Genomic DNA, 23,178 nt, shown 5'->3' with positions numbered 1-23,178 from the left:
GACGATGACGAGGTCGCGCACGCTCGTCATGCGCTGACCGGCTGGACGCCGAGCTGGTCCAGCAGGCCCAGGACCCGCGTGCGGATCTCGTCACGGATGGGGCGGACGGCCTCGATGCCCTGGCCGGCCGGGTCGTCGAGCTTCCAGTCCTCGTAGCGGACGCCGGGGAAGTAGGGGCAGGCGTCGCCGCAGCCCATGGTGACCACGACGTCGGAGGACTGCACGGCGTCGGCGGTGAGGATCTTGGGCTGCTCGGCAGCGATGTCGATGCCGACCTCCGCCATCGCAGCGACGGCGACGGGGTTGACCTGGTCGGCGGGCATCGAGCCGGCCGAGCGGACCTCGACGGCACCGCCGGACAGTGCCGTGAGGAAGCCCGCGGCCATCTGGGAGCGGCCGGCGTTGTGCACGCAGACGAACAGGACGCTGGGGGAGTCGGTCGTGGTCACGGGTGTGCTCCTTCAGGGTGTGGTGGGTGTCGAGCTCGACGCCAGGGACTCGATGCGCTCGCGCAGGTGCTCGCGCAGGGGGCGGATGCCGTCGAGGTCCCAGCCTGCGGGGTCGGGCAGCGGCCAGGTCTCGTAGCGGACGCCGTCGACCTGCGGCAGGACGAGGGAGGGCTTGAGTGCGACGACGACGTCGGCGGCCTCGACGGCCTGGCGTGTCAGGCGCGTCGGGGTGCGGCCGGTCCAGTCGACGCCGACCTCGGCGAGCGAACCGATGACGACGTCGCTCACGTGGTCCTCGGGCTCCGTGCCGGCCGAGGCGACGCTCAGGCGACCGCCGCCGATGGCCTCGGCGAGCCCGGCGGCGAGCTGGGAGCGGCCGGCGTTGTGCACGCACACGAACAGCACGTTGATCATCGCGCCAGGACCGCCTTCGGCGGTGAGGCGTCGGCCGAGCGAGGGTGGGGCCGACGGCCGTTCGGAAGAGGTCACGCCGACATGTTGACCGGCGGCATGCCGCTCAGTCAAGATTGACTCAATGAACACTGAGTGGATGCGTCAGGTCGAGCGCCGAGCGGCCCTGCACGGGGCCCTGTCCGACCCCGGACGTCTCGCCGTCGTCGACCTGCTCTCCCGCGGCGACGCCTCTCCGTCGGAGCTCGCCGCCGAGCTGTCCATGCCCTCGAACCTGCTCGCGCACCACGTCAACGTCCTCGTCGAGCACGGCCTCGTCGAGCGCACCCGCTCCGAGGGCGACCGGCGCCGCACCTACCTGCGGCTCCTGCCGACCGAGCTCGGACCGTTCACCACCGCGCTCCCCAAGCCGCCGCGCGTGCTGTTCATCTGCACCGCGAACTCCGCCCGCTCCCACCTCGCCGTCGCCCTCTGGCGTCGCGCGAGCACCATCCCCGCCGTCTCCGCCGGCACGCACCCGGCCTCCGCCATCGCCCCTGGCGCGGTCGCGGCCGCCGGTCGTCACGACCTCGACCTGCGCGACCAGCACCCCCAGCACCTCGACTCCGTGCGACGCGAGGACGACCTCGTCATCACCGTGTGCGACCGCGCCCACGAAGAGGTCGGCCTGACCGCGGACGTCCACTGGTCCATCCCCGACCCGGTGCCCGCCGGCACCGACGACGCGTTCGACCTCGCCGTCGCCGAGCTCGGTCGCAGGGTCGGCGACCTCGCACCGCGCCTCGTCATGTCCTGACCCTCAGGAGGTGCGGCGACGTCCAGCACGCGCCCCGCCCTGACCGTCGACCAGCAGGACGCACTGCTGGCCGCACCCGTGCGCCGCCAGCGGGAGCAGGCGGCTTCGTCGTGCGCCCGGGCGGGGAGAATGGCGGCATGTCCTCGAAGCCTCGGTCCGTCCTCGGTCGCGTCCTGCGGGACCGGCAGGTGCTGTCCGCGCTCGCCGCGGGTCTGGTCATCGGTGTCGCCGCCGTGTTCTCGGCGCCTCGCTACCCGTGGCCGTTCGCGCTGATCGGCGTCGTGTGGCTCGTCGCGACCGTCGTGCGCGTGCGCGCGGCGGCCGTGGCGGCGCGAGTCGAACCGCCGGCCGCGCCGCCCGCCGAGTCGCCCGCTGAGCCGCCCGCCCAGCCGGAGGCGACGGCGGACGAGGGGCGCGCGCCGCAGGCGTGAGACTTCGCCCGCTGCGGGGGTGGTGAGCCCACCCGCGCGGTGGTGCCATGGAGGGGTGAGCGTGCCCACGGGTCCGCCGGCGACGCCCGACCAGGTCGTGGCGCAGGTCGAGGCGCTGCGCGCGCAGGTCCGGGCGGCGGTCCCGCCCCGCACGGACGACAACCTGCTGATCGGCACGTGGAACCTGCGCGCGTTCGGTGACGTGAGCCCCACGTGGGCCGCCGGACCGCGCACGTCCCCCAAGCGGGACTGGACGGCGGTCGCGCTGGTCGCGGCGGTCGTCGAGCAGCTGGACGTCGTGGCGCTGCAGGAGGTGCGTCGCTCGACCGGGGCGCTGCGGGTCCTGCGCTCACGGCTCGGGCCGACGTGGCGCGTGCTCGCGTCCGACGTCACGGAGGGCAGCGCCGGCAACGGGGAGCGGCTCGCGTTCCTGTACGACTCGTCGCGCGTCGAGCCCTCGGGGCTCGTGGGGGAGATCGTGCTCCCGCCGGTCGCGGGGCGGGCCGCCGACCAGTTCGCGCGCACCCCGTACGCGGTGGGGTTCGAGCGGGTGCGGGCCGCGGGGGACGCGCGGGAGCCGGTGTCGTTCGTCCTGACGACCGTGCACGTGCTGTGGGGGACGCCCGCTGCGCGCGTGGTGGAGATCGAGCAGTTCGCGCAGTGGATGCGCCGGTGGGCGGACCGTGAGGACGACTGGAGCTCGAACCTGCTGGTGCTCGGGGACTTCAACCTCGACCGCCTGGGCAACCCGCTGTACGAGGCGTTCGTCTCGACGGGTCTGTGGGCGCCGAGCGAGCTGGACCAGGTGCCGCGCACCATCTTCGACGACGACAACGACCGGCACTTCTACGACCAGGTCGCGTGGTTCTCGGAGCCGACGGGCGCGTCGCTGCTCGAGGGGCTGACGTACACGCGCCGCGCGGGCGGGTTCGACTTCCTCCCGCACGTGTTCCCTGGCCTGTCGCGCACCGAGGTGTCGTGGCGCGTGAGCGACCACTACCCGCTGTGGGTCGAGTTCGCGGTCGCCTGACGCGGGGCCGGCGGCCGCTCGCTACAGGACCGTCGGGCAGGGGCCGACGACGACGGGCTCGCCGATCGGGCAGCCCGCCGCGCCCGTGCGCGCGCCGCTGGAGAAGCGGTGGGCCACGACCATGCCGGGCATGCGCGAGTCGGACGCGAGCACGACGACCGCGTGGTCGGCGCCGAGCGACGCCGCGGTGTCGTCCGGCGGGACGGCGCCGAGCCCGGGCAGGTGCGCCGCGGCGTCGTCGTCGAGCGGGACGACCCAGCCGATCGCGGCGCGCAGCCCGATGCCGTCCGCGACCCACCGCTCCGCGAGGCCGAGGGCCTCGTCGTTGTCGGCGTGGAACCACTTGACGTGCACGTTGGTGCCGTCGTCGCGCAGCGCGAACGGCGCGGGCCCGTCGGAGATCGCGTGCGTGAGGCCGCGGTCGAGCGCGCGCAGCGCGAGGTTCTGGGCGTCGACGGACGGCACGTACGGCAGCTCGCCGGGCGTGCGGTAGCGCACGACGGGCTCGTCGGGGAGCTCGGCCGCGCCGCGGGCGTGGGTCGCGCGGCGTCCGCGCGGGGCGGTGTCGGGCGCCGGCTCGACGGGGTGGTCCGGGGCGGCGTACGCGTGCTCGGGCTCCCATGCGTGCTCGTCGGGGACGGGCGGGCGCGGCGCGGGGACGTGGTCTCGCACGTGGTCCTGCACGTCGACGGCGGGCTCGTGCGGCTCGGGGGCGGCGGGCGCGGCCTCGGCCGCGGCGAGGTGCGAGGCGGCGGCGCTCACGTAGCGCTCGAGCCACGCGGCGTCGCCCTCGACCTCGGTCGGGTCGGGCTGGGCCTGGTCGGTGGGCCCGTGACCGCCCGCCGCGCGCTCGTCGGCGCGCGCGGCGCCGTCGGCCCAGCGGCGCCGGACGTCGGCGAACGGGACCACCGCGGCCGACCCGTCGGTGGACAGCAGCGCGGGCGAGGCCGACGGCCCGTCGACGTGCAGGACCCACCGCGCGGCGGGCGCGGACGCACGGATGAGGTCGCCCACGCCGACCGCGATGGACGTGATCATCGGGCTCGGGTCGGGCCGCTGCCCCGCAGGCGTCGTGACCCACGCCGCGTGCGCGGCCTGCAGCAGGTCACCGAGGCCCGCGACCGTCGCGACGGGCGCACCGCTCGCGGCGAGGTGGCCACGCAGCCGGTCGAGGTGTCCGCGCTCGTCGGCGGTGAGCTCCCGCATCCCGGCGGCGGCGAGCGCGGCAGCACCCGCCGCGGGGATGGCGGAGGCTTCGGTCATGCCGATGCCATCGGCGTGCGACCTGTGCCGCTTGAGCGGACCGGGGCCGATGTGCGCGAGTTGCACCCGGACGGGTCGCACGGGCCGGGTGGTCCGTGCGTTGCGTCCGGTTCCTCCACCCGGCACACTCGCCCGATGGCCTCCGGGACCTCACGCCGCACGGCCCACCGCACGGCCCGACGCACGGCCCGACGCACAGCCCGCCGGGTGGCGGTGGCGGGCGCCGTCGTGCTGTGCGTCCTCGCCGGTGCCGCCGTCGGGGTCGGCGTGCTGGACGGGCGCCGGGACGCGGCCGCGGCGGACGTGCAGGCGAGCGCGTCCGCGAGCGTCGCGGCGCGGGCGCTCGCCGACGACGCGGCCGCGCGCGAGGTGGCGGCCGCACGCGCGTCGGCCTCGCTCGCGGCGACGACCCGGCAGGAGGCCCGGTCCGCGCTGCTCGCCGCGGTCGAGGACGGCGGTGCGACGCTCGACGCGACCGACGGCGAGGTGGCCGACGACGCGGTGCGCGACGCGCTCGCGCAGGTGCTGCAGCGCGCCAAGCACGCGCTCGAGTCCACGCCGCAGGACGCGGAGGCGGGCGAGGGCGGCTCGGCGGGCGGGGGCGGGCCGGCGGGAGAGGGCGGGTCGGTCGCCGCGCTGCGCGCGCTCGCGGCCGAGGTCGTCGCAGCCCGCGCCGCGGTCGCCGCGTCCCACGAGGAGTGGGTGGCCGAGCGCGAGGCGCGGGCCCGCGAGGCCGCCCGCACGCCCGCGCCACCACCGGCCGGCCGCGACCCCGGCGGGTCCGACGACGACCGGTGCCGCACCACGTACGACGGCCCGCCGTTCTACACGTCGCCGCCGACGAAGGGCGGCGACGGCTCCAACGGCAGGCTACCGGGGTCGATGCTCGCGGCCACGTCCTGGGGCGTGGACCCGAAGGGCACGCGGTACTACCTGCGCACCGAGGCGACCGCGGCCCTCGAGCGGCTCAACGTCGCGTTCCGCGCGGAGTTCGGGCACGACCTCGACCTGGACCTCACGTACCGGGACTACGCGACGCAGGTCGCGATGCGCGAGGCGCTCGGCTCGATCGCGGCCCGGCCCGGGACGTCGAAGCACGGCACGGGGTACGCGCTCGACGTACCCGAGCTGCCGTGCGAGTACGGGTACGGCACACCGCAGCACACGTGGCTCGTGGGCACGGGGCCGTCGTTCGGGTGGGTGCAGCCCTCGTGGGCGCGCCAGGGCGGGAGCAACCCCGAGTACTGGCACTTCGAGTACGTGGGCTGAGCCTCAGCCCTCGTCGTCGGCCTCGCTCGCCGGCTTGCGCGCGCGGGACGGCTGCACGCGCGGCGGCTCGCCGGGCATCTTCGGGTACTCCGGCGGGTACGGCAGGTCCCCGTGCCCCTCGTCGTGCTCCTGGCGCTGCGCGAGCTCGAGCAGCGAGTCGATCGAGAACCGCCCGGGGGCGTGCGCCGCGAGCGGTGCGAACAGGTCGCCCACGGCGGCGAACCGCGCGGGCATCGTCGTCACGTCGAAGTCGTCGGGGTGCACGTCCGCGACCTCGTCCCAGGTGAGCGGCGCCGAGACCGTGGCGCGCGCGTTCGTGCGCACCGAGTACGCCGACGCGATCGTGCGGTCGCGGGCCATCTGGTTGTAGTCGACGAAGATCTTGGCGCCGCGCTCCTCCTTCCACCACTTCATCGTGACCTCGCCGGGCAGGCGGCGTTCCAGCTCGCGGCCGAACGCGATCGTCGCGCGGCGGGCCTCGACGAACGTCCAGCGCGGCTCGATCGGCACGAACACGTGGATGCCGCGCCCGCCGGACGTCTTGGGCCAGCCCTCGAGGCCGTGCTCGGCGAGCAGCTCGCGCACGTGCGGGGCGACGCGCGCCGCGTCGGAGAAGTCGGTGCCGGGCTGCGGGTCGAGGTCGATGCGCAGCTGGTCGGGACGCTCGACGTCCCGCGACGTGACGGGCCACGGGTGGAACGTGAGCGTGCCGAGGTTCGCGGCCCACGCGACGACGGCGAGCTCGCCGGGCGCCACCTCGTCGGCCGTGCGGCCCGACGGGAACGCGATCCGGGCGGTGCGCACGTAGTCGGGCGCGCCCGCCGGGACGCGCTTCTGGTAGAACGCGTCGCCCGACGAGTCCGCGCGCGTCGCGAGCCTCGCACCCTCGAACACGCCCTTGGGCCAGCGCTCGAGCGTCGTCGGACGGTCGAGCAGCGCGCCGAGGATCCCGTCCCCGACCTGGACGAAGTACTGCACGACGTCGAGCTTCGTCAGCCCGCGCGCCGGGAAGTAGACCCGGTCCGGGCTCGACACGCGCACGGTCCGGCCACGGACGTCGATCTCGGTCGCGGGAGTCTTGGACGGCATGTCCACAACCTAGGTGTCCGAGGTGACGCGCGTCACTCGGTGATGGCACGATGCCCGCGTGCCCACCACGCAGACCCCCGCGTCCGGGATCCCGCGTGTCCACGAACGGGACGCTCGACCAGCGGAACCGCGGATCGTCGTGCACCCTGTTGGCGTGGGCGAGGTGAGGGACATCCGGAGCGCGGCGAGCGTGCGTCTGCGCGCGCCGGAGGTACACGACGAGCTCGTGCTCACGGCGACCCCCTCGGCGCCCCGGACCGCGCGGCACTGGGTCATGCAGATCGCGGCGGCCGCGGGCATCGGCGGCGCCGCGAACCAGGTCGCGGAGCTGCTGACGGGAGAGGTCGTCGCGAACACCGTGGTGCACGGTCCGCACGACAGCGACGTGGTGGTGCGCGTGACCGTGACCGCCGGCGTCCTGCACGTCGAGGTCACGGACCACGGCGGCGGCACACCCCACCTGCGCCGCACCGAGCCGACCGCGCCCAACGGACGTGGCCTGGCGATCGTCGACGCGCTGTCGTCCGCGTGGGGCACCACGCACGAGCCCGGCCGGACCGTCGTCTGGTTCGAGGTCGACGACTCCTGACCCTCGGGCGGTGTGCCGCGGCGGGTCGGGTCGACGGCCGCCGATCGGTGCCCGAGGCATCCTCATGGGAGGATCGGGGCCATCCCCCGCAGGTCGCGCGAGGTTTTCGCCTGCTCCGGCGCGCGCGCGGAACCGGACATTCGCGTAGTTTCGCCACCGGGGGGCCGACGAGGAGGGACCACCGATGAGCGACACCGACAGCACCACCCGGATCGCGCGGCTGCCGCAGGTCACCGCGGAGGTGCGGGACGACGGCACCGGGCAGATCTCGGTCGACGGGGTGATCGAGCGCATCCGCATGGCCAACCTCCAGGAGGCGGGCGCGGCGATCACCGAGCGGATCGCCGCGATCGCCGGTGAGGTGGGTGCGCCCGTCCCCGTCCAGGTCCGCGACCCCGACGGCATGTGGTCGCTGCTGATCCACCCGGACGGCCTGGTGGACGAGGCTCCGGCGAACGACTCGGCGGGTGCCGCGGCCGCCGAGGCCGCCACGGTCGCCGAGGCCGCGCTCGCGGCCGCCGACGGAGTCGAGGTGCCCGCGCCGGGTGCGGTGCCGGGATCCGGTACGAGCGCCCTCGACGCCGAGCTCGCCGGGCCCGCCGCGGCCGCGTCCCTCCCGGGTGCCGCCCCGACCACCGCCGGTGCGCCGTCGCCGAGCGCAGGGTCCTCGACGAGCGCAGCCTCCCCGACGAGCGCAGCCTCCCCGACGAGCACCGGGTTCCCGACGAGCACCGGGTCCCCGACGGGCGCAGGGTCCCCGACGGGCGCAGGGTCCTCGACGAGCGCAGGCTCGACGAGCGCGGACCCGACGAGCCCGGCAGCCCCCGCCGCGAGCGCTGCGGGCGTCGACGCGCCGCCGCGCGAGGCCGAGCGCACCTCCGCGACGCTGCCCACGCTCGACGACCTGCTCGCCAAGCGGCACCAGGCCTCGACGGGTCCCGCGGAGCAGGGCTGGCGCGCCGGCCTGCGGCGCGCGACGTTCGGTGGCGTCAAGCTCGGTCCGGGACGCGCGGAGCAGCAGCGCCGCGTGCAGACCGCCGCGGTGCGGCGCACGTTCGACGGCCCGCGCACGGTCGTCGTGCTCAACCCCAAGGGCGGCGCCCACAAGACGACCGCGACCATGCTGCTCGCCGCGACGTTCGGCCTGCAGCGCGGCGGCTACACGCTCGCGTGGGACAACAACGAGACCCGCGGCACGCTCGGCTGGCGCTCGGCGCACACCGACCACCAGCACACCGCGGTCGACCTGCTGCAGGCGCTGCCGTCCCTCGGTGGTGCGGCGACGGTCCGGGTGGGCGACCTCGACGGGTACGTGCGCACGCAGACGGACGAGCAGTTCGACGTGCTCGCGTCCGACGAGAGCGCCGGGTCGGCGTCGTCGATGGACGCCGCGTCGTTCGCCGCGCTCCACCGGGTCCTGTCGCGGTTCTACCGCGTGCTGGTGATCGACACGGGCAACAACATGCGGGCGTCGAACTGGCAGGCGGCGATCGACGCGGCCGACCAGGTGGTCGTCGTCTCGACGATCCGCGAGGACACCGCGCAGTCCGCCGCCTGGGCGCTCGACGCGCTGCGTGCGACGGGCAACGACGACGCGGTGCGCCGCGCGGTGACGATCCTGTCCGCGCCGGACCGCAAGATCGACAAGGACCTGCGCAAGCGGCTGCGCAGCCACTTCGGGGCGCTGACGCGCGCGGTCGTGGAGGTCCCGTACGACCCGTCGCTCGTGTCCGGCGGGCCGATCGCGTACGAGTCGCTGCGTCCCGCGACGCGTGACGCGTGGCTGCGCGCGACCGCGATCGTCGCCGACGGTCTCTGACCGGCGGCCGTGCGCGTCGTGCGTGCGGCCGGACGAGGAGTCTGCGACGAGGTGTGCAAGATGCCTCGGTCTCGCGACATGGAGGGGTGCAGGGTGTGCCGTCGCGCGCCCCGCACTGCCGGTCGAGGACTGACGAGACGAGGTGCCCGTGTCACGCGACGAGCTGGCCGCCCTGGCCGACGCGCCCGAGAGGACGAGCCCCGTCGCGCTGCGCCTGCTGCCGCGCGACGAGGCCTGCGACGACGCGCCCGACGACGAGCGTGACGACGTGACCGACGACGACCACGACGAGCGGGACAAGGCGGCCGACGACGCGCACGCCGACGACGCGCATGCCGACGAGCTCTCGACCGACGCGCCCGACGACGCGACGCGCCCGGACCGCGGCGCCGACTGGTACACCGCGCTCGTGCGTGCGCACCAGCGCGACGTGTTCCGGTTCCTCGTGCGCCGCGCGGGCCAGGATGCCGACGACCTCACGGCCGACGTGCTGACGATCGCGTGGCGCCGCCGCGCCGACGTCCCCGAGGGTGCCGAGCTGCCCTGGCTCTACCGGACCGCGGGGTACGTGCTGGCCAACCACCGGCGCAAGGGCCGGCCCGTGCCGGTCGAGCACCTGCCGGAGACGGTCGACGACGACGACCCCGCGCTGCGCGCCGTGCACGACGAGCAGGTGCGCACCGCGCTCGCGGCGCTCAGCCCGCGCGACCGCAAGATCGTCCTGCTCAACGCGTGGGAGGGCCTGACGGGTCAGGCGCTCGCGGACGTGCTCGGGATCGGCCGGGGCGGTGCGGACGCCGCACTCAGCCGTGCTCGCTCGCGGCTCGCCGCGGCGTGGGCGGCCTCGTCGGACGACCAGGACTGAGCCGAGGACCGAGGCGAGGACGAGCTGGGGACGGTGCGCCGCGCTCGTCGTGCAAGACGCGACGCGCCCCGCACACAGAGGGGGCAGGACGCGCGTCCGGCACGACGCGCAGGACCCTTTGGAGGAGCCGTGAGCACGCACGACGACGACCGTCCGGTCGACCCCGCGCTCGTCGACGACGCGCTGCGCCGCGTCACGGCGGCGGACCCCGCGGCGGGCGCGACGCTCGACACGGGACGCCTGCACGCGGCGCTCGCCGCGAGCACGGGCGTGCGGATGCCGCTGCCCGACGATCAGCACGCCGATCAGCACGCCGAGCAGCCCGACGAGCAGCCCGACGAGCTCGCCGCGGCGCGCGCCCGACGCCTGCGCCGCACCCGCTGGGTGGGGGCCGCGGCGGCGGTCGCCGCGTTCGCGGCCGTCGGTGGCGGCGGCTACGCGATCGGTGCGCAGGGCGGCTCGCCGCAGGTCGCGGCGGCGATCTCGCTGGACTCGTCGGCGGCGGGCGCGAGCGAGGAGGTCGACGGGGCCATGGATCCGGCGCACCGTGCGGAGGGGCCCTCGAGCGTCGGTTCGCTGCAGGCGCCCGCCGAGCTCCAGGGCGGGGCCGACCGGATGATGCCCGCGTGGGGCTACGGCGGGCGGCAGGTGTTCCACGGCGAGGGCCTGTCGGACGCGACCGGCGAGCACGCCGCGTGGGCGTTCGACGCCGCGTCCGTGTACTCGGAGGCGACGCTGCGCGCGGCCGCGAAGGTGTTCGGCGTCTCCGGTGAGCTGAGCGACGAGTACGGCCTCACGATCGGCGCGCTCGACGGCTCGGCGCCCACCGTGAGCCTGAGCGCCGACGGCCTGGCGAGCATCGCCTACTACGACCCGACGCGTGACCCGTGGGGCTGCGAGCAGATCTCGATGCCCGACAAGCCGAACGGCGACGTCCCGGAGGGTGCGGCCGAGCCCGGGTCCACGGGCGGCGCGGACTGCGCGCAGGACGGCCCGTCGGCGAAGGACGCGACCGCGGCCGCCGAGGCCACGCTCGACGATCTCGGCCTCGACGCGGACGACTTCACGTTCGACGTGACGACCGACCAGGGTGCGGGCACCAACGTGCTCGCGACGCTCGTCGTCGACGGCCAGGCGACCCAGGCCGTGTGGAACTTCACGGTCATGGCGGACGGCGTGCAGTCGGCGTACGGCCCGCTCGCGCCGGTCGTCGAGCTCGGCGACTACGACGTGGTCAGCGCGGCCGACGCGGTCGAGCGGCTCAACGACCCGCGCTTCGCGGGCGGCTGGGGTGGGGTGTGGCCGCTCGCGGCCTCGGCCCGCGGGGGCGCGGTGCTCGAGAACAAGCTCGACACCGAGGCGGCGAAGGCCGACGAGCCGACCGTGCCGGCGACGCCGCGCGCGGGCGACCCGATCGCGTGGCCCGTCACGCAGGTCGCGATCACGGACGCGCGGCTCGGTGTGGCGCTGCAGGTGCTCGAGGACGGCGCCTCGGTGCTCGTCCCGGCGTACGAGCTGTCCGACGGTTCGGGCGCCACGTGGAGCGTGATCGCCGTCGCGGACGACCAGCTCGACCTCACGCGCTAGGGGTCCGCGGGACGCGTGCTCGTCGTCCGGACCGGGTGGGTACGTCCCCGGGACGGGCAGGGACGTGAGGCCGGTCGGTGCGCACCAGCACCGGCCGGCCTTCCGTCGTGCCGGGTGTGACCTGCGGGTCTAGCGTGGGCGAGGTGACCACGGCCCTGGTGGTGCTGCTCGTCGGCGTCCTGCTGTGCTTCTACGGCGTGCGCTCGGTCAACCTCGCGCTGATCGCGGCGGGGTTCGCGATCGGGTACCTGGTCGCGGACGCGTTCGACGCGGACCCGTGGACCGCGCTGTGGGTGGGGCTGGGCTCCGCGGTTCTCGTGTGGCTCACGGTGTCGCTGGTCTTCCGGTTCGCGACGTTCGTCGTCGGGCTCGTCGCGGGGGCCGTGATCGGCGCGAAGCTGTGGTCCGCGTTGGCGGACCCGGGCACGAGCGCGCTGCTCGGCATCGTGCTCGTCGTCGTCACGGCGTTCGCGTGCGCGCTGCTCGCGGAGAAGTACGCGCGCCGCGCGCTGCTGTGGTGCACCGCGCTGGGCGGCGCGAGCGTCATCCTGTCCGGTGTCGCGGCGCTGTGGCCCGAGGGGCTCGGGTTCCTCGCGCACCCGGACGAGGGCTGGGAGCAGACCGTGATGCTCGTCGTGTGGCTCGCGGTCGCCGGCACCGGCTGGTACGTGCAGCGCCGGCTGTTCCGCGAGCGGCTCGGCCTGCCGCCGCAGCAGACGGCCGCCGCACCCCCGGCACCCGCCGCGTGACGCGGGGTCTGCTCCCGTGGGGGTGGTCTCCTCTACGGTGGCCCGGGTGAGGACCACGAACCGATGACGGACCGTCGACCGCTGCTGCTGCTGGACACCGCGTCGCTGTACTTCCGGGCGTACTTCGGCGTGCCCGAGTCCGTGGGGCGCGCGCCCGACGGCTCGCCGACGAACGCCGTGCGCGGCCTGCTCGACATGATCGCGCGGCTCGTCGTCGACCGGCGGCCCACGCGCCTCGTCGCGTGCTGGGACGACGACTGGCGTCCCGAGTTCCGGGTCGAGGCCATCAGCTCGTACAAGGCGCACCGCGTCGCGGCGCAGGTCCCGGCGCCGGGCGGCGGCACGACGAGCGTCGAGGAGGTCCCGGACACGCTCGCGCCCCAGGTGCCCGTGATCGCCGAGGTGCTCGCGGCGCTCGGGATCGCGCGGCTCGGCGCGCCGGGGTTCGAGGCCGACGACGTGATCGGCACGCTCGTCGCGCGCGAACGCGCCCGCCCCGCCGACGAGCGGGACCCCGTGGACGTCGTGACGGGCGACCGTGACCTGTTCCAGCTCGTCGACGACGAGACGCGCGTGCGCGTGCTCTACACCGTCAAGGGCATCAAGGACCTCGAGGTCGTCGACCTGGCGCGGCTGCGCGAGCGGTACGACGTGGACTCCGGCGCCGCGTACGCGGACATGGCGGCGCTGCGCGGCGACCCGTCGGACGGGCTGCCCGGTGTGCCGGGCATCGGGGAGAAGACCGCGGCCGCGCTCGTGCGGCGGTACGGCTCGCTCGACGGCGTGCTCGCGGCGCGCGACGCGGGCGACCGCGGCCTGACCGCGACGCAGCTGCGCCGGCTCACCGAGGCCGCCGACTACCTCGCGGTCGCGCCGCGCGTGGTGCGGGTCGCGCACGACGCACCCGTGCCGGACGTCGACGACCACCTGCCCCCGACGCCCGCGGACCCCGACGCGCTCGTCGCGCTCGCGGAGCGGTGGGGGATCGCGTCGTCGATCACGCGCGTCGTGACGGCGCTCGCCGGCTGACCCGGCGCACGCGTCGGCGTCGCGTCAGTCGCGCACCCAGAGGTTCGGGGCGAGCTGCGCCCAGCCCGCGTCGGTCGGCCCCGCACCCTGCGCGGCGAGCCACACCACGTCGCGGCCGTCCACGTCCGCCGTGGTGAGCACGAGGTGCGTCGTCGGGCGTGCGCAGGACTGCCCGGGCACGTCGCCCTCGACGACCGTCAGCAGGCACACCGCACCGCCCGCCGTCAGGCCCACGTAGTGCTCGCCCCACGCGGACGTGCCCAGCCGGCGCGTCGTCGTGGTGACGACGTCGATCAGGTCGAGGTCCGCGTCGGCGATCCGGTCCGCGGCCGTCTGCTCAGCGGCGAGCGCGGGCACGAGGTCCGACGGTGCGGCGCTCACGTCGACGGGCGAACGCCGGGCGGCGTCGAGCCAGACGACACCCACCACCAGCAGGGCGATCGCGAGCAGGAACGCGGCGGCTCCCCAGGCGCGCGAGCGTCGGCGGGGCGCAGCGGCCGCGTCACCGAAGTCGCCGAACGCCTCGCCGAGGTCGAGGTCCTCGAACGTGGTCATGCCCCGTCATCGGCACGGCCGGGACGTGACATGAGACACATGCACCGAGTTGCTCCGCGCGGCTGCCAGGCTCCGGCGGACACACGGACGGGGTGCCGCAGCGGGCCGGAGCCCGCCGCGACACCCCGTCGCGGTCCACGTCGTCGACTCAGGCCGACGCGCGGGTGAGGGTCAGCGCGTGACCGTGAGCGTCGCCGTCTTCCACGAGCTGCCGGTGTAGCCGGAGCCCGCGTAGGACGCCGTGAGCGAGTGCTTGCCCACCGCCAGCGTCTTCGGCAGCGTGATCGTGACCTTGCCGGTCGTGCCGGAGACCTTGAGCGTCCCCGACGCGATCACCTTGCCGTTCTCCTTGATGACCACCTTGCCGGTCGGCGGCTTCGACGTGCTCTTGACCGTGACGACCGCCTTCGCGGAGGTGCCCTTCTTCACGGTCGTCGGCGACAGCGTCAGCGAGGTCGTGGTCGCGGACTTCGTGACCTTGACCGCCGCCGAGCCGGACGAGCCGTACGCCGTCGGGCTCGTCGGCGTGAAGACCGCCTTGTAGGAGTGCGACCCGAGGGTCACCGCGACCTGCTTGGTGGCCTTGCCGCTCGAGACCGTCACCTTGCCCAGCGACGTGCGGCCGTCGAAGAACTCGACCTTGCCCGCCGCCGCGGGGGAGACCGTCGCGGTGAGCGTGGCCTTGTCCGCGTGCGTCTTGCCCGGCGTGAACGCCAGCTTCGTCGCCGTGCGGACCGGGACGCTGACGTCCACGACCTGCGCGCGCGCCGAGCCCGCGTTGTGGTGCTGCAGGACGAGCAGCTTGCCGGACTTCGCGGTCGCCGAGCGGTGTACCGGGATCGAGACGCCGTCGTCGCCGACGGACAGGACGAAGTCCTGCGTCTCGAACCAGAACGGCGCGTCGAACGGCGACACCGTGAACGGCGCGACCGAGTCGACGACCTCGTCGCGGGCGTACGGCGAGTACGTCCACACCTGGACGGTCGGCGTCGCACCGGACTCGATGCCCGCGTACTCCAGACCGATCGGCGCGACGACCACGTTGCTGTCGAACAGCCCGGTGTCGGCACCGGTCACGCCGTTGGCGTACTGCACGTCGACCGGTCCGTCGGACGGGTCCGCGTGCAGGTCGTACGTGAGCACGACCGTGACGTCGACCTCCGGGTCGTACTTCGTGACGATCGACTGCAGGTCCGCCTCGCCGTCACCGTCGATGTCCGTGTCGATCACCGGGATCATCGTGGTGCCGATCGAGGCCCAGTCGCCGTCCGTCGCGATGCCGATGTTGAGCGTCGCGTAGTCGCTCGGGATGCCGAGCGACTCGAAGTACTGCGCGTTCGACGACCAGCCGACGTACCGCAGGTCGCCCGACGCGATCGCCGACGCCGAGGTCGTCAGCGACGCGTCCCGCTCGAGGCGGGGGCTCGTGCGCGCCAGGATCAGCGGCGACGTGAGCGACGTCCAGCCGCCCGCGTCGACGCCGCGGCCCGAGAGCCCCAGCTCCGCGGCCGACGAGCCGTCGGTGAACGTGACCTTCGACGCCGACAGGTCGGCGACGAGGCGCGGCGCGGCCTGGACGGGCACGCGCAGCTCCTGGTCGTCGTCCGTGGAGGTCAGGACGACACGGCCCGAGAGGGTCGTGACGTACTCGCGCTCCTCGCCGAACTGGGTGGTCTCCTGCGTCGGGTCGATCTCGCGCTCGAGCGTGCTCGGGTCGGCCGTGAGGGTCAGCGTGACCGTCGCCGCCTTGCCGCCCGCAGGCACCGTGACCTGCGCGGGCGAGACGGTGACCGACGCGCCGCCCGCCGTGGACGCCGCGACGAACGCGGTGTCGTACGTGCGTGCCGTGGTGCCGTAGTTGGCGACCTTGAGCGTGGCCTTGCGGGTCACGACCTCGTCCGCCACGTCGACGACGCCGAACGACACCGACACGAGGTTCGCGTCGTCGGAGTTGTACGCGATGACGTCCGTGCTGACCGCGGCCAGCGCGTCCACGCGGCCGGAGCCGACGCGCTCGGGGCCGTAGGCGATCCCGCCGCCGTCGGCCTCGGTCGTCACGTCGTGCGTCGCGGTGTTCATGACCGCCGCCTTGACCTGCGCGGCGGTCCAGCCCGGGTGCTCCGCGCGGACCAGTGCCGCGATGCCCGCGACGTGCGGGGTCGCCATCGACGTGCCCGAGAGCACGTGACCGGCGGCGCCGCCGCCGGACGCGGCCGACAGGATGCCCGTGCCGGGCGCCGCGACGTCCGGCTTCACGATGCCGAGCGAGCCGTGCACACCGCGCGACGAGCTCGAGTTGAGCAGGTCGGCAGCACCGTCCTGCGCGCCGCGCATCGCGAGGCCCGGACCGATGGTGAGCGTGAGCGTGCCCGCCTCGATCTCGGGCAGGAGCGCCTCCGTCGTCGTCCGCGTCATCTGGAAGCCGGGGATCGCCGCGTTGCCCGAGATGCCCGCGGAGAAGACCGCGACGTCCGTGGGCAGCACGACGCCCACGGCACCCGCGGCCGTCGCGTTGTTGAAGCGGGCGACCGAGCCGCACACACGCGCCGGCGTCTCGTCCCACCACAGGTACGCGATCTTGCCCGCGACCGCGGCGGCCTGCTCGGTCGTGAACGCCGAGCACCCGTCGAACGTCTCACCCAGCGACACGACCGGCGCGGTGACGTCCGCACCCGCGTACGCGACCGAGTTCTGGCCCGCGAACGTCCGGCCCTCCAGCGCGGCGTCCGACGCGTCCTCGACGCGCGCGGCGTCCAGGACCGGCGCGGCCACCGAGTTGGCGACCGTCAGCGCGCTCGCAGCGTTGCCCGGCGCACCGCCGACGTCGGTGATGTCGCCCGCGTTGCCCGACGCGACCGCGACGACCACGCCGAGGTTCGTCAGACGGTCGACGAGCACGTTGTCCGGGTCGTCCGCCGGGGAGCCGTCCGAGCCGAGCGACATGTTGACCACGTCGACGTGGTCGGACAGGTCACCGTCGCCGTTCGGGTCCGCCGCGCGGTCGAGCGCGAGGGCCGTGACGTCCGTCGAGCCGCCGATGTCGCCGAACACCTTGAACGCCCAGATCGAGGCATGCGGCGCCGAGCCCGGGCCGACCTTCCAGTCCGAGAGGTCCGTGAGCTCGGAGTAGTCACCCTCGAACGTCTCACCGGCCGCGTCGACGCCGTAGCCCGCGGCCGTGCCGGCGACGTGCGTGCCGTGGCCCGAGTTCGGGGAGGTCGACAGCGAGTCGATCGGGTTCTCGTCGGGCGCCGGGACGTCCGTCGAGCCCGGCTCCTCGAGGCTCGCGTCGTAGTCCGGGCCGACGAAGTCGTACCCGCCCGCGTACTTGGCCGCGTCGAACCACGACGGGTCGACCGGCTGCGTGCCGTCCTCGCCGTACGCCTCGTCGTACGCGTCCTGCGTGCCCGCACCGCCGAACGCGGCATGCGTGTAGTCCAGGCCCGTGTCGATGACGGCGATCGAGACGCCCTCACCCGTGTTGCCCGTGTCCTGCCAGGTCTGCAGCGCGCGCGTGAACGTGTCGCTGCCCGCGTTCATCGGCTTCTTCGTCGCGACGCGGTAGATCGCCGTGACCTTGTCCGACGAGGCGAGGGCCGCGATCTTCTCCGCGTCGCCCGTGACGAGCGTGCCCGCCATGAGGTTGGTGACCGTGCCGAGCCGCTTGGGGGTGGCCGAGTCCGCGTTCTTCGCGGTGAGCTCGGCGGGGACGACGTCCTGCGCGAGCGCCTCGGTCGTCTCGGCGGCGTCGAGGACCGCGTCGGCACCCTGCGCCGCGACCTCGACGCCCGTGGCCGTGTCGAGCTCGACGAGCGCCGTGATCCGGCCGTCGTCGGTGGAGAACCCGATGGTCTTGCGCGCCTCGGCGAGGGTCGTCGAGACCCGGGACGCGTCCGGGCGGTCGGAGAGGTCCGGACCGGACGGCGTGGCCGTGGCGGACGTGGCGAGCAGCGCGCTCGTGAGCGCGACGGACACCGCTGTGGCTGAGGCGAGGACTGGTCGCCGGACTGGTCGTGACATGCGTGCCCCTTCGTGGATCTCTCGGGACGTCGGCGGTGCCGTGCCGGCCGTCATGGGCGGCAAGGAGCAGACGTGCGGGGCACGTTACTGATCGGTAGAGCTCTCCGGGCGTTTGTAACCAGATCGAAACACTTGTGTCGCGCCTGGGGGACATGCCCGGTACGCGGCGACCCGCGCGCGGGGCCGCCCGCCGGACGCCCACGGGCCGTCCGACCACGCGCCGGCCGTCGGTGCTCGCCGTGGACGCGCGGCGCGCGGGCCGGGCGCCGTGCCGGACAATGGCGCCGATGATCACCGTGAGCACCGACGGCTCCTGCCTGCGCAACCCCGGCGGCGCGATCGGCTGGGCGTGGGCCAACCACGACGGCACGAGCGCGAGCGGCGGCGCACCCTCCGGCACCAACCAGGTCGCCGAGCTCACGGCCGTGCTCGAGGCGGTCCTCGCGCACCCCGGCCCCGAGCCGCTGCGCATCGAGGCGGACTCGCAGTACGCGATCAAGTGCTCGTCGGAGTGGGTGCACGGCTGGCGCCGGCGCGGCTGGCGCACCGCGAGCGGCGGCCCGGTCCAGAACCTCGCGCTGGTCCAGGCGATCGACCAGGCGATCCGCGAGCGCACCGGTCCCGTCACGTTCTCGTGGGTGCGCGGCCACCGCGGCGACCGCTTCAACGAGCGCGCCGACGAGCTCGCGGGCATCGCCGCCCGCGCCGCCCGCGCCGGCACCCTCCCCCCACCCCCCACGTCCGCGCCCCCCACCCCCACCGTCGACTCCGGAGCCACCGCCCCCGCCGTCGACTCCGAGGCCACCGCCCCCACCGTCGTCGACCCCGTGGTTGCTCCGGCTTCGAGCGCGGATACCCGGAGCAACCCCGGTCTCGTCGGGGAGGCACCTGCCGAGCCCGTGCTTGTTCCGGCTTCGGCGGCCGGGACCCGGAGCAACCCCGGTCTCGTCGGGATGGACCCGCTCTTCTGATCCCGACCCCACCCCGACCCCACGGTCGCCGCCACTGAGGTCACCCACCCCACCGTCGTCGACCCCACCGTCGTCGACCCCACCGTCGTCGACCCCGTGGTTGCTCCGGGTTCGAGCGTGGATACCCGGAGGAACCCCGGTCTCGTCGGGGACGCGCCTGCCGAGGCCGTGCTTGTTCCGGCTTCGGCGGCTGGGACCCGGAGCAACCCCGGTCTCGTCGGGATGGACCCGCTCTTGTGGTCCGGGGGGCCAGGTGCGCTCGGGTGCGGCGGCGTCCGGTCAGCGCAGCGGGACGAACGCGTACGAGCCGTGCGTCGAGACGCTGACCTGCCCGTCCGCCCGCACGACGAGGTGCATGGTCGACCGCACGGGCAGCACCAGCCGCCCGGGGTCAGCGAGCATCCCGACGAGCACGTCGGGGACGGTCCGCGCCGCCGCCGACACCAGCACCCGGTCCCACCCGCCCGCGCGCGGGCGCCCGACCGTGCGCGGCTCGGCCCGCTCGAGCCGCGCGCGACCCACCTCGGCGCGGTGCTGCGCGACGAACCGCTCGAGGTTCTGCGCGCCCCACTGCGCGATCTGCGGCTCCAGCTCCAGACCCAGCACCTCGCCCTGCGGCCCGACGAGCCACGCGAGCAGCGCCGTCGTCCAGCCCGAGCCCGCGCCCACGTCGAGCACCCTCGCGCCGCGCGGCACGTCCAGCAGGCGCAGCATCGCCGCGACCGTGCTCGGCTGCGAGCACGTCGACCCCTGCCACAGCGGCAGCGCCTGGTCCTGCGTGGCGTTGCCGCGCTGCGCCGGCGGCAGGAAGTCCGCGCGCGGCACCGCCCGCATCGCGTCCGCGACCCGCGGGCTCGCGGCGGGTGCCTCGTGCGTGCCGTCGCGCTCGTCGCCTCGTCCGTGCTCGTCACCTGGGCCGTGCCCGTCAACTCGGCCGTGCCCGTCAGCTCGGCCGTGCTCGTCGCCAGGTCCGTCACCGCGCATTCGCCGCCTCCGTCGCCTCGGGCGAGGTGGTACGTCCGCTTCCGTCCGGGACGGCGCGCGCCGCACGTGGCGGTGGCGGCGCACGCCGCGCTCACCACCGACACTAGGCGGGTGAGCGCCCCCCGGACCACGACGACGTCGTCGCACCCGCCCGCGCACCCCGCCGCGCCCCGGGCGCCGGGCGTCGTCGCCGACGACGAGCGTGCCGACGACCAGGCCGACGATCGTGCCGACGAGCACGCCGACGAGCACGCCGACGAGCGTGCCGACGACCCGCTCGACGCCGACGTGGTCGTCGTCGGATCCGGCTTCGGCGGGAGCGTCGCGGCGCTGCGCCTCGTCGAGAAGGGCTACCGCGTGCTCGTCGTCGAGGCAGGCCGGCGCTTCACCGACGACACGCTGCCGCGCACGTCCTGGGACGTGCGGCGGTTCCTGTGGGCGCCGCGGCTCGGGTGCACGGGCATCCAGCGGATCCACGTGCTGCCCGACGTGGTCGTGCTCGCCGGCGCGGGCGTCGGCGGCGGCTCGCTGGTCTACGCGAACACGCTGTACGAGCCCGAGCGTGACGAGTTCTGGGACGACCCGCAGTGGGCGGGCATCACCGACTGGCGCGCCGAGCTCGCGCCCCACTACGACCAGGCGCGGCGCATGCTCGGCGTCGTCGAGAACCCCAGCACCACACCGGCCGACGAGGTGGTCCGCGGCGCCGCGCAGGACCTCGGGGTCGGGGCGTCCTTCCGCCTCGCGCCGGTCGGCGTGGTGTTCGGGCGGGACGGACGGCTCGAGCCCGGCCAGGCGGTGCCCGACCCGTTCTTCGGCGGGGTCGGGCCGCAGCGTCGCGGGTGCACGCAGTGCGGCGCGTGCATGACGGGCTGCCGGTTCGGCGCGAAGAACACGCTGACGACGAACTACCTCGCGCTCGCCGAGCGTGCGGGCGCGCGCGTCCGTGCGCTCACCACCGTGGCGTCCGTGCGCCCCGCCGCCGACGGGACGTGGGAGGTCGACGTCGCCGCGACCGGGCACCCACGCCGGGGCCGCAGGACCCTGCGCGCCGGGCAGGTCGTGCTCGCCGCCGGTGCGTGGGGGACGCAGGCGCTCCTGCACCGCCTCAAGGCCGACGGCGTGCTGCCCGAGCTGTCCGACCGGCTCGGCCACCTCACGCGGACGAACTCCGAGGCGCTCGGCGGGGCGGTCGCCCGGTGGCGGGACCGGCGCTCGGCGCCCGACCTGACCCGCGGCGTCGCCATCACGTCGTCCGTGTGGCTCGACGAGCGCACCCACCTCGAGCCCGTGCGGTACGGACGCGGGTCGAACCTCATGGGGTTGCTCTCCACGGCCCTCACCGCGGGTCGCACTCGCACGGGCGGCGGCGCGGGCGCACCGGTCGACGGGCGGCCCGGTGGGGCGCGGGCCGAGCGGGCGCTGCGGTGGCTCGGGACGGTCGCGCGGCACCCCGGGCAGGTCGCGTCGCTGGTGCTGGGCATCGGGTCCTGGTCGCAACGGACCGTGATCGGGCTCGTCATGCAGACGGGCGGGGCGTCGATCGTCGTGCGCCCCCGCCGCACGTGGCGCGGCCGGGTGCGGCTGACGTCGACGCCGGGGGAGGGCGAGCCGAACCCCACCTGGATCCCGCAGGCGCACGCCGCGTACCGGGCGATGGCGCGGCGGCTCGGCGGGTTCCCGGCCTCGAGCCTCGCGGAGGTCGTCGACGTGCCCATGACGGCGCACTTCATCGGTGGGTGCACGATCGGGCGGACCCGCGACGAGGGCGTGGTGGACCCGTACCACCGCGTCCACGGCCACCCCGGGCTGCACGTGGTCGACGGCTCGACGATCTCGGCGAACCTCGGCGTGAACCCGTCGCTCACCATCACCGCGCAGGCCGAGCGCGCGTGCGCACTGTGGCCCAACCGCGGCGAGGTCGACCCGCGTCCCGCACCGGGCGAGCCCTACCTGCGCCTGGCCCCGGTCGCCCCGGCCCGCCCGGTGGTCCCGGCCGGTGCGCCGGGCGCGCTGCGACCGACGCGGGGCGTCGCGCACCCGGACCGCTGACCCCCACCGACGCGGGGCGTCGCGCACCCGGACCGCTGACCCCCACCGACGCGGGGCGTCGCGCACCCGCATCGCTGACCCCATCGCCGCGGCCGATCCACCCGCTCCGCAGCATCGACTCCGCCATCCGGTCCGCAGCATCGGCTCCGCGCCATCCGCTCCGCGCTACCTGACTCGCCGCCACCCACCTCGGGAGGGGCTAGCCGCACCTGGCGGAGATGTGACGGCGCGCACGCCGTTGCCGTGCGTCCCGTGCCGCGGATGCGGCGGCGGCGTCGAGCGGGACGCCATGTCCGGTTCGCGCAGAGGTGGGGCGTTTGTGCAGGTCGCGGCGCTCCGCGACCGGGTGAAGGTCCCACTGTGACCCGCGCGACACGCCGCCCCGAGCGGGTGAAAAATGTGGCGGAAGTGTGATGGTGAGCGATGTCCGGCGCGTCGCGAGCGGCTGCCCGATTCATGTAGAACGCTCTTCACGGCCTCGTCGGGACATCCGCCGACTGACCTGGGCCGACACCCCCGAGGCGCCGCGCGACCCGTCCACGGCCCGACGCGCCCTCCGGCAGCGGGCGTGTCCGACATGTGCGAAGCGCCCTCGAAAGCCTTCGCAGAACCTTGACCTCACGTCACGCCGTCCCCCGTCCGAACGTTCTTAACGTGGACGCGATGAATGACGAGCCGCAGCGCCGGCGCACGTCCGGCAGCGGCCGCCACGCGGCTGTCCCGGCCCGCCCGCGCCCCTTCCGTGTGACCCCCCGCCGACTGGCCCAGGGGTTCGTCGTCGTCGCCCTCACCGGTTCGCTCGGTGCGTTCGTCGCGCAGAGCACCGCGGCGGCGAGCTCCGACCGCACCGCCATGCGCGAGGCGCGCACGGCCGTCGCGGGGGCCGCGTTCGAGGCGATGCAGACCGCGCACGAGGCCAGCCTCGCCGCGGAGGACGTCACGCTCGACGACGAGTCCCTCGCCGCCCTCGAGGCCGCGACCGCCGAGCTCGAGGACCTCCTCGACGACGCCGGTGTCGCCGACCTCGGGATCGCCGAGCTGCGCGGCGCGGACACCGCGTCCCGCAGCGGGTCGCGCACCTCGACCGAGCGCACCTCGATCGAGCGCACCACGACCGAGCGCACGACGAGCGCGCGCTCGGGTGGACGAGGTTCGGGTGCCGCCCGCGGCGCGACCGACGAGCCGCCCGGTGCCGCTGCCGACGCTCCTGCCGCCGGCGA

The 23,178-nt window shown here is 75.2% G+C and carries 20 protein-coding genes; 13 read left to right on the top strand and 7 right to left on the bottom strand.

Annotated features, from left to right (window positions below; all coding sequences use genetic code 11):
* Positions 1-26: 26 nt before the first annotated feature.
* Positions 27-449, bottom strand: coding sequence for an arsenate reductase ArsC (locus CUD01_RS08375; RefSeq protein ID WP_094181728.1), 423 nt, complete (start codon positions 447-449; stop codon positions 27-29).
* 12 nt (positions 450-461) lie between these two features.
* The gene (locus CUD01_RS08370) at positions 462-938 is read right to left on the bottom strand and encodes an arsenate-mycothiol transferase ArsC (RefSeq protein WP_244937718.1); all 477 of its coding nucleotides are present in this window, start codon (positions 936-938) and stop codon (positions 462-464) included.
* Positions 939-984: 46 nt separating this feature from the next.
* On the opposite strand from CUD01_RS08370, the gene CUD01_RS08365 reads away from it, so the two are divergent.
* From CUD01_RS08365 to CUD01_RS08355, 3 genes are all read left to right on the top strand, one after another.
* Positions 985-1,656, top strand: coding sequence for an arsenate reductase/protein-tyrosine-phosphatase family protein (locus CUD01_RS08365; RefSeq protein WP_141320225.1), 672 nt, complete (start codon positions 985-987; stop codon positions 1,654-1,656).
* A gap of 137 nt (positions 1,657-1,793) precedes the next feature.
* The gene (locus CUD01_RS08360) at positions 1,794-2,087 is read left to right on the top strand and encodes a hypothetical protein (RefSeq protein ID WP_141320223.1); all 294 of its coding nucleotides are present in this window, start codon (positions 1,794-1,796) and stop codon (positions 2,085-2,087) included.
* A 55-nt stretch (positions 2,088-2,142) separates the two neighbouring features.
* A complete protein-coding gene (locus tag CUD01_RS08355; RefSeq protein WP_244937717.1) occupies positions 2,143-3,117 on the top strand; it encodes an endonuclease/exonuclease/phosphatase family protein in 975 nt (324 codons plus the stop codon).
* A gap of 21 nt (positions 3,118-3,138) precedes the next feature.
* Here the strand turns inward: CUD01_RS08355 and CUD01_RS08350 are convergent, their stop codons facing one another.
* Positions 3,139-4,380, bottom strand: a complete 1,242-nt coding sequence (locus CUD01_RS08350; RefSeq protein ID WP_141320221.1) for a hypothetical protein — start codon at positions 4,378-4,380, stop codon at positions 3,139-3,141.
* 135 nt (positions 4,381-4,515) lie between these two features.
* Here CUD01_RS08350 and CUD01_RS08345 point away from each other — a divergent pair, with 135 nt between their 5' ends.
* Positions 4,516-5,649, top strand: coding sequence for a M15 family metallopeptidase (locus CUD01_RS08345; protein WP_141320219.1), 1,134 nt, complete (start codon positions 4,516-4,518; stop codon positions 5,647-5,649).
* Positions 5,650-5,652: 3 nt separating this feature from the next.
* Here the strand turns inward: CUD01_RS08345 and ligD are convergent, their stop codons facing one another.
* Positions 5,653-6,738 (bottom strand): non-homologous end-joining DNA ligase, encoded by a 1,086-nt coding sequence (gene ligD, locus CUD01_RS08340; protein ID WP_141320217.1) that lies wholly within the window; start codon positions 6,736-6,738, stop codon positions 5,653-5,655.
* 154 nt (positions 6,739-6,892) lie between these two features.
* On the opposite strand from ligD, the gene CUD01_RS08335 reads away from it, so the two are divergent.
* The 6 genes from CUD01_RS08335 to CUD01_RS08310 all read left to right on the top strand — a co-directional run bounded on the left by CUD01_RS08335 (position 6,893) and on the right by CUD01_RS08310 (position 13,376).
* The gene (locus CUD01_RS08335; RefSeq protein ID WP_244937716.1) at positions 6,893-7,327 is read left to right on the top strand and encodes an ATP-binding protein; all 435 of its coding nucleotides are present in this window, start codon (positions 6,893-6,895) and stop codon (positions 7,325-7,327) included.
* A 184-nt stretch (positions 7,328-7,511) separates the two neighbouring features.
* A complete protein-coding gene (locus CUD01_RS08330) occupies positions 7,512-9,146 on the top strand; it encodes a MinD/ParA family ATP-binding protein (protein ID WP_243861314.1) in 1,635 nt (544 codons plus the stop codon).
* 148 nt (positions 9,147-9,294) lie between these two features.
* Positions 9,295-10,011: an RNA polymerase sigma factor gene (locus CUD01_RS08325; protein ID WP_244937715.1), complete on the top strand. Its 717-nt coding sequence runs from the start codon at positions 9,295-9,297 to the stop codon at positions 10,009-10,011.
* A 129-nt stretch (positions 10,012-10,140) separates the two neighbouring features.
* Positions 10,141-11,598 (top strand): hypothetical protein, encoded by a 1,458-nt coding sequence (locus CUD01_RS08320; RefSeq protein WP_141320214.1) that lies wholly within the window; start codon positions 10,141-10,143, stop codon positions 11,596-11,598.
* Positions 11,599-11,741: 143 nt separating this feature from the next.
* Complete coding sequence (locus CUD01_RS08315; RefSeq protein ID WP_141320213.1) at positions 11,742-12,347, top strand: DUF4203 domain-containing protein; 606 nt, start codon at positions 11,742-11,744, stop codon at positions 12,345-12,347.
* A gap of 63 nt (positions 12,348-12,410) precedes the next feature.
* Positions 12,411-13,376, top strand: coding sequence for a 5'-3' exonuclease (locus CUD01_RS08310; RefSeq protein ID WP_141320210.1), 966 nt, complete (start codon positions 12,411-12,413; stop codon positions 13,374-13,376).
* 24 nt (positions 13,377-13,400) lie between these two features.
* Here the strand turns inward: CUD01_RS08310 and CUD01_RS08305 are convergent, their stop codons facing one another.
* Positions 13,401-13,931, bottom strand: a complete 531-nt coding sequence (locus tag CUD01_RS08305; protein ID WP_094181751.1) for a hypothetical protein — start codon at positions 13,929-13,931, stop codon at positions 13,401-13,403.
* Positions 13,932-14,102: 171 nt separating this feature from the next.
* Complete coding sequence (locus CUD01_RS17240; RefSeq protein ID WP_280525811.1) at positions 14,103-17,906, bottom strand: S8 family serine peptidase; 3,804 nt, start codon at positions 17,904-17,906, stop codon at positions 14,103-14,105.
* Between the two features lie 332 nt (positions 17,907-18,238).
* On the opposite strand from CUD01_RS17240, the gene CUD01_RS08295 reads away from it, so the two are divergent.
* Positions 18,239-18,922, top strand: a complete 684-nt coding sequence (locus CUD01_RS08295; RefSeq protein ID WP_141320206.1) for a ribonuclease H family protein — start codon at positions 18,239-18,241, stop codon at positions 18,920-18,922.
* 279 nt (positions 18,923-19,201) lie between these two features.
* Here the strand turns inward: CUD01_RS08295 and CUD01_RS08290 are convergent, their stop codons facing one another.
* Positions 19,202-19,906, bottom strand: coding sequence for a protein-L-isoaspartate O-methyltransferase family protein (locus CUD01_RS08290; RefSeq protein WP_141320204.1), 705 nt, complete (start codon positions 19,904-19,906; stop codon positions 19,202-19,204).
* A 288-nt stretch (positions 19,907-20,194) separates the two neighbouring features.
* On the opposite strand from CUD01_RS08290, the gene CUD01_RS08285 reads away from it, so the two are divergent.
* A complete protein-coding gene (locus CUD01_RS08285) occupies positions 20,195-21,958 on the top strand; it encodes a GMC oxidoreductase (RefSeq protein WP_141320269.1) in 1,764 nt (587 codons plus the stop codon).
* 663 nt (positions 21,959-22,621) lie between these two features.
* Positions 22,622-23,178: hypothetical protein (locus CUD01_RS08280; RefSeq protein WP_141320202.1), on the top strand; the 557-nt coding region annotated here is incomplete at its 3' end.

The organism is Cellulomonas uda, from assembly GCF_006538705.1.
Lineage (GTDB): Bacteria > Actinomycetota > Actinomycetes > Actinomycetales > Cellulomonadaceae > Cellulomonas > Cellulomonas uda.
Note: the sequence above shows the minus strand (reverse complement) of the source record. Positions and strands in the feature narration are given on the sequence as shown.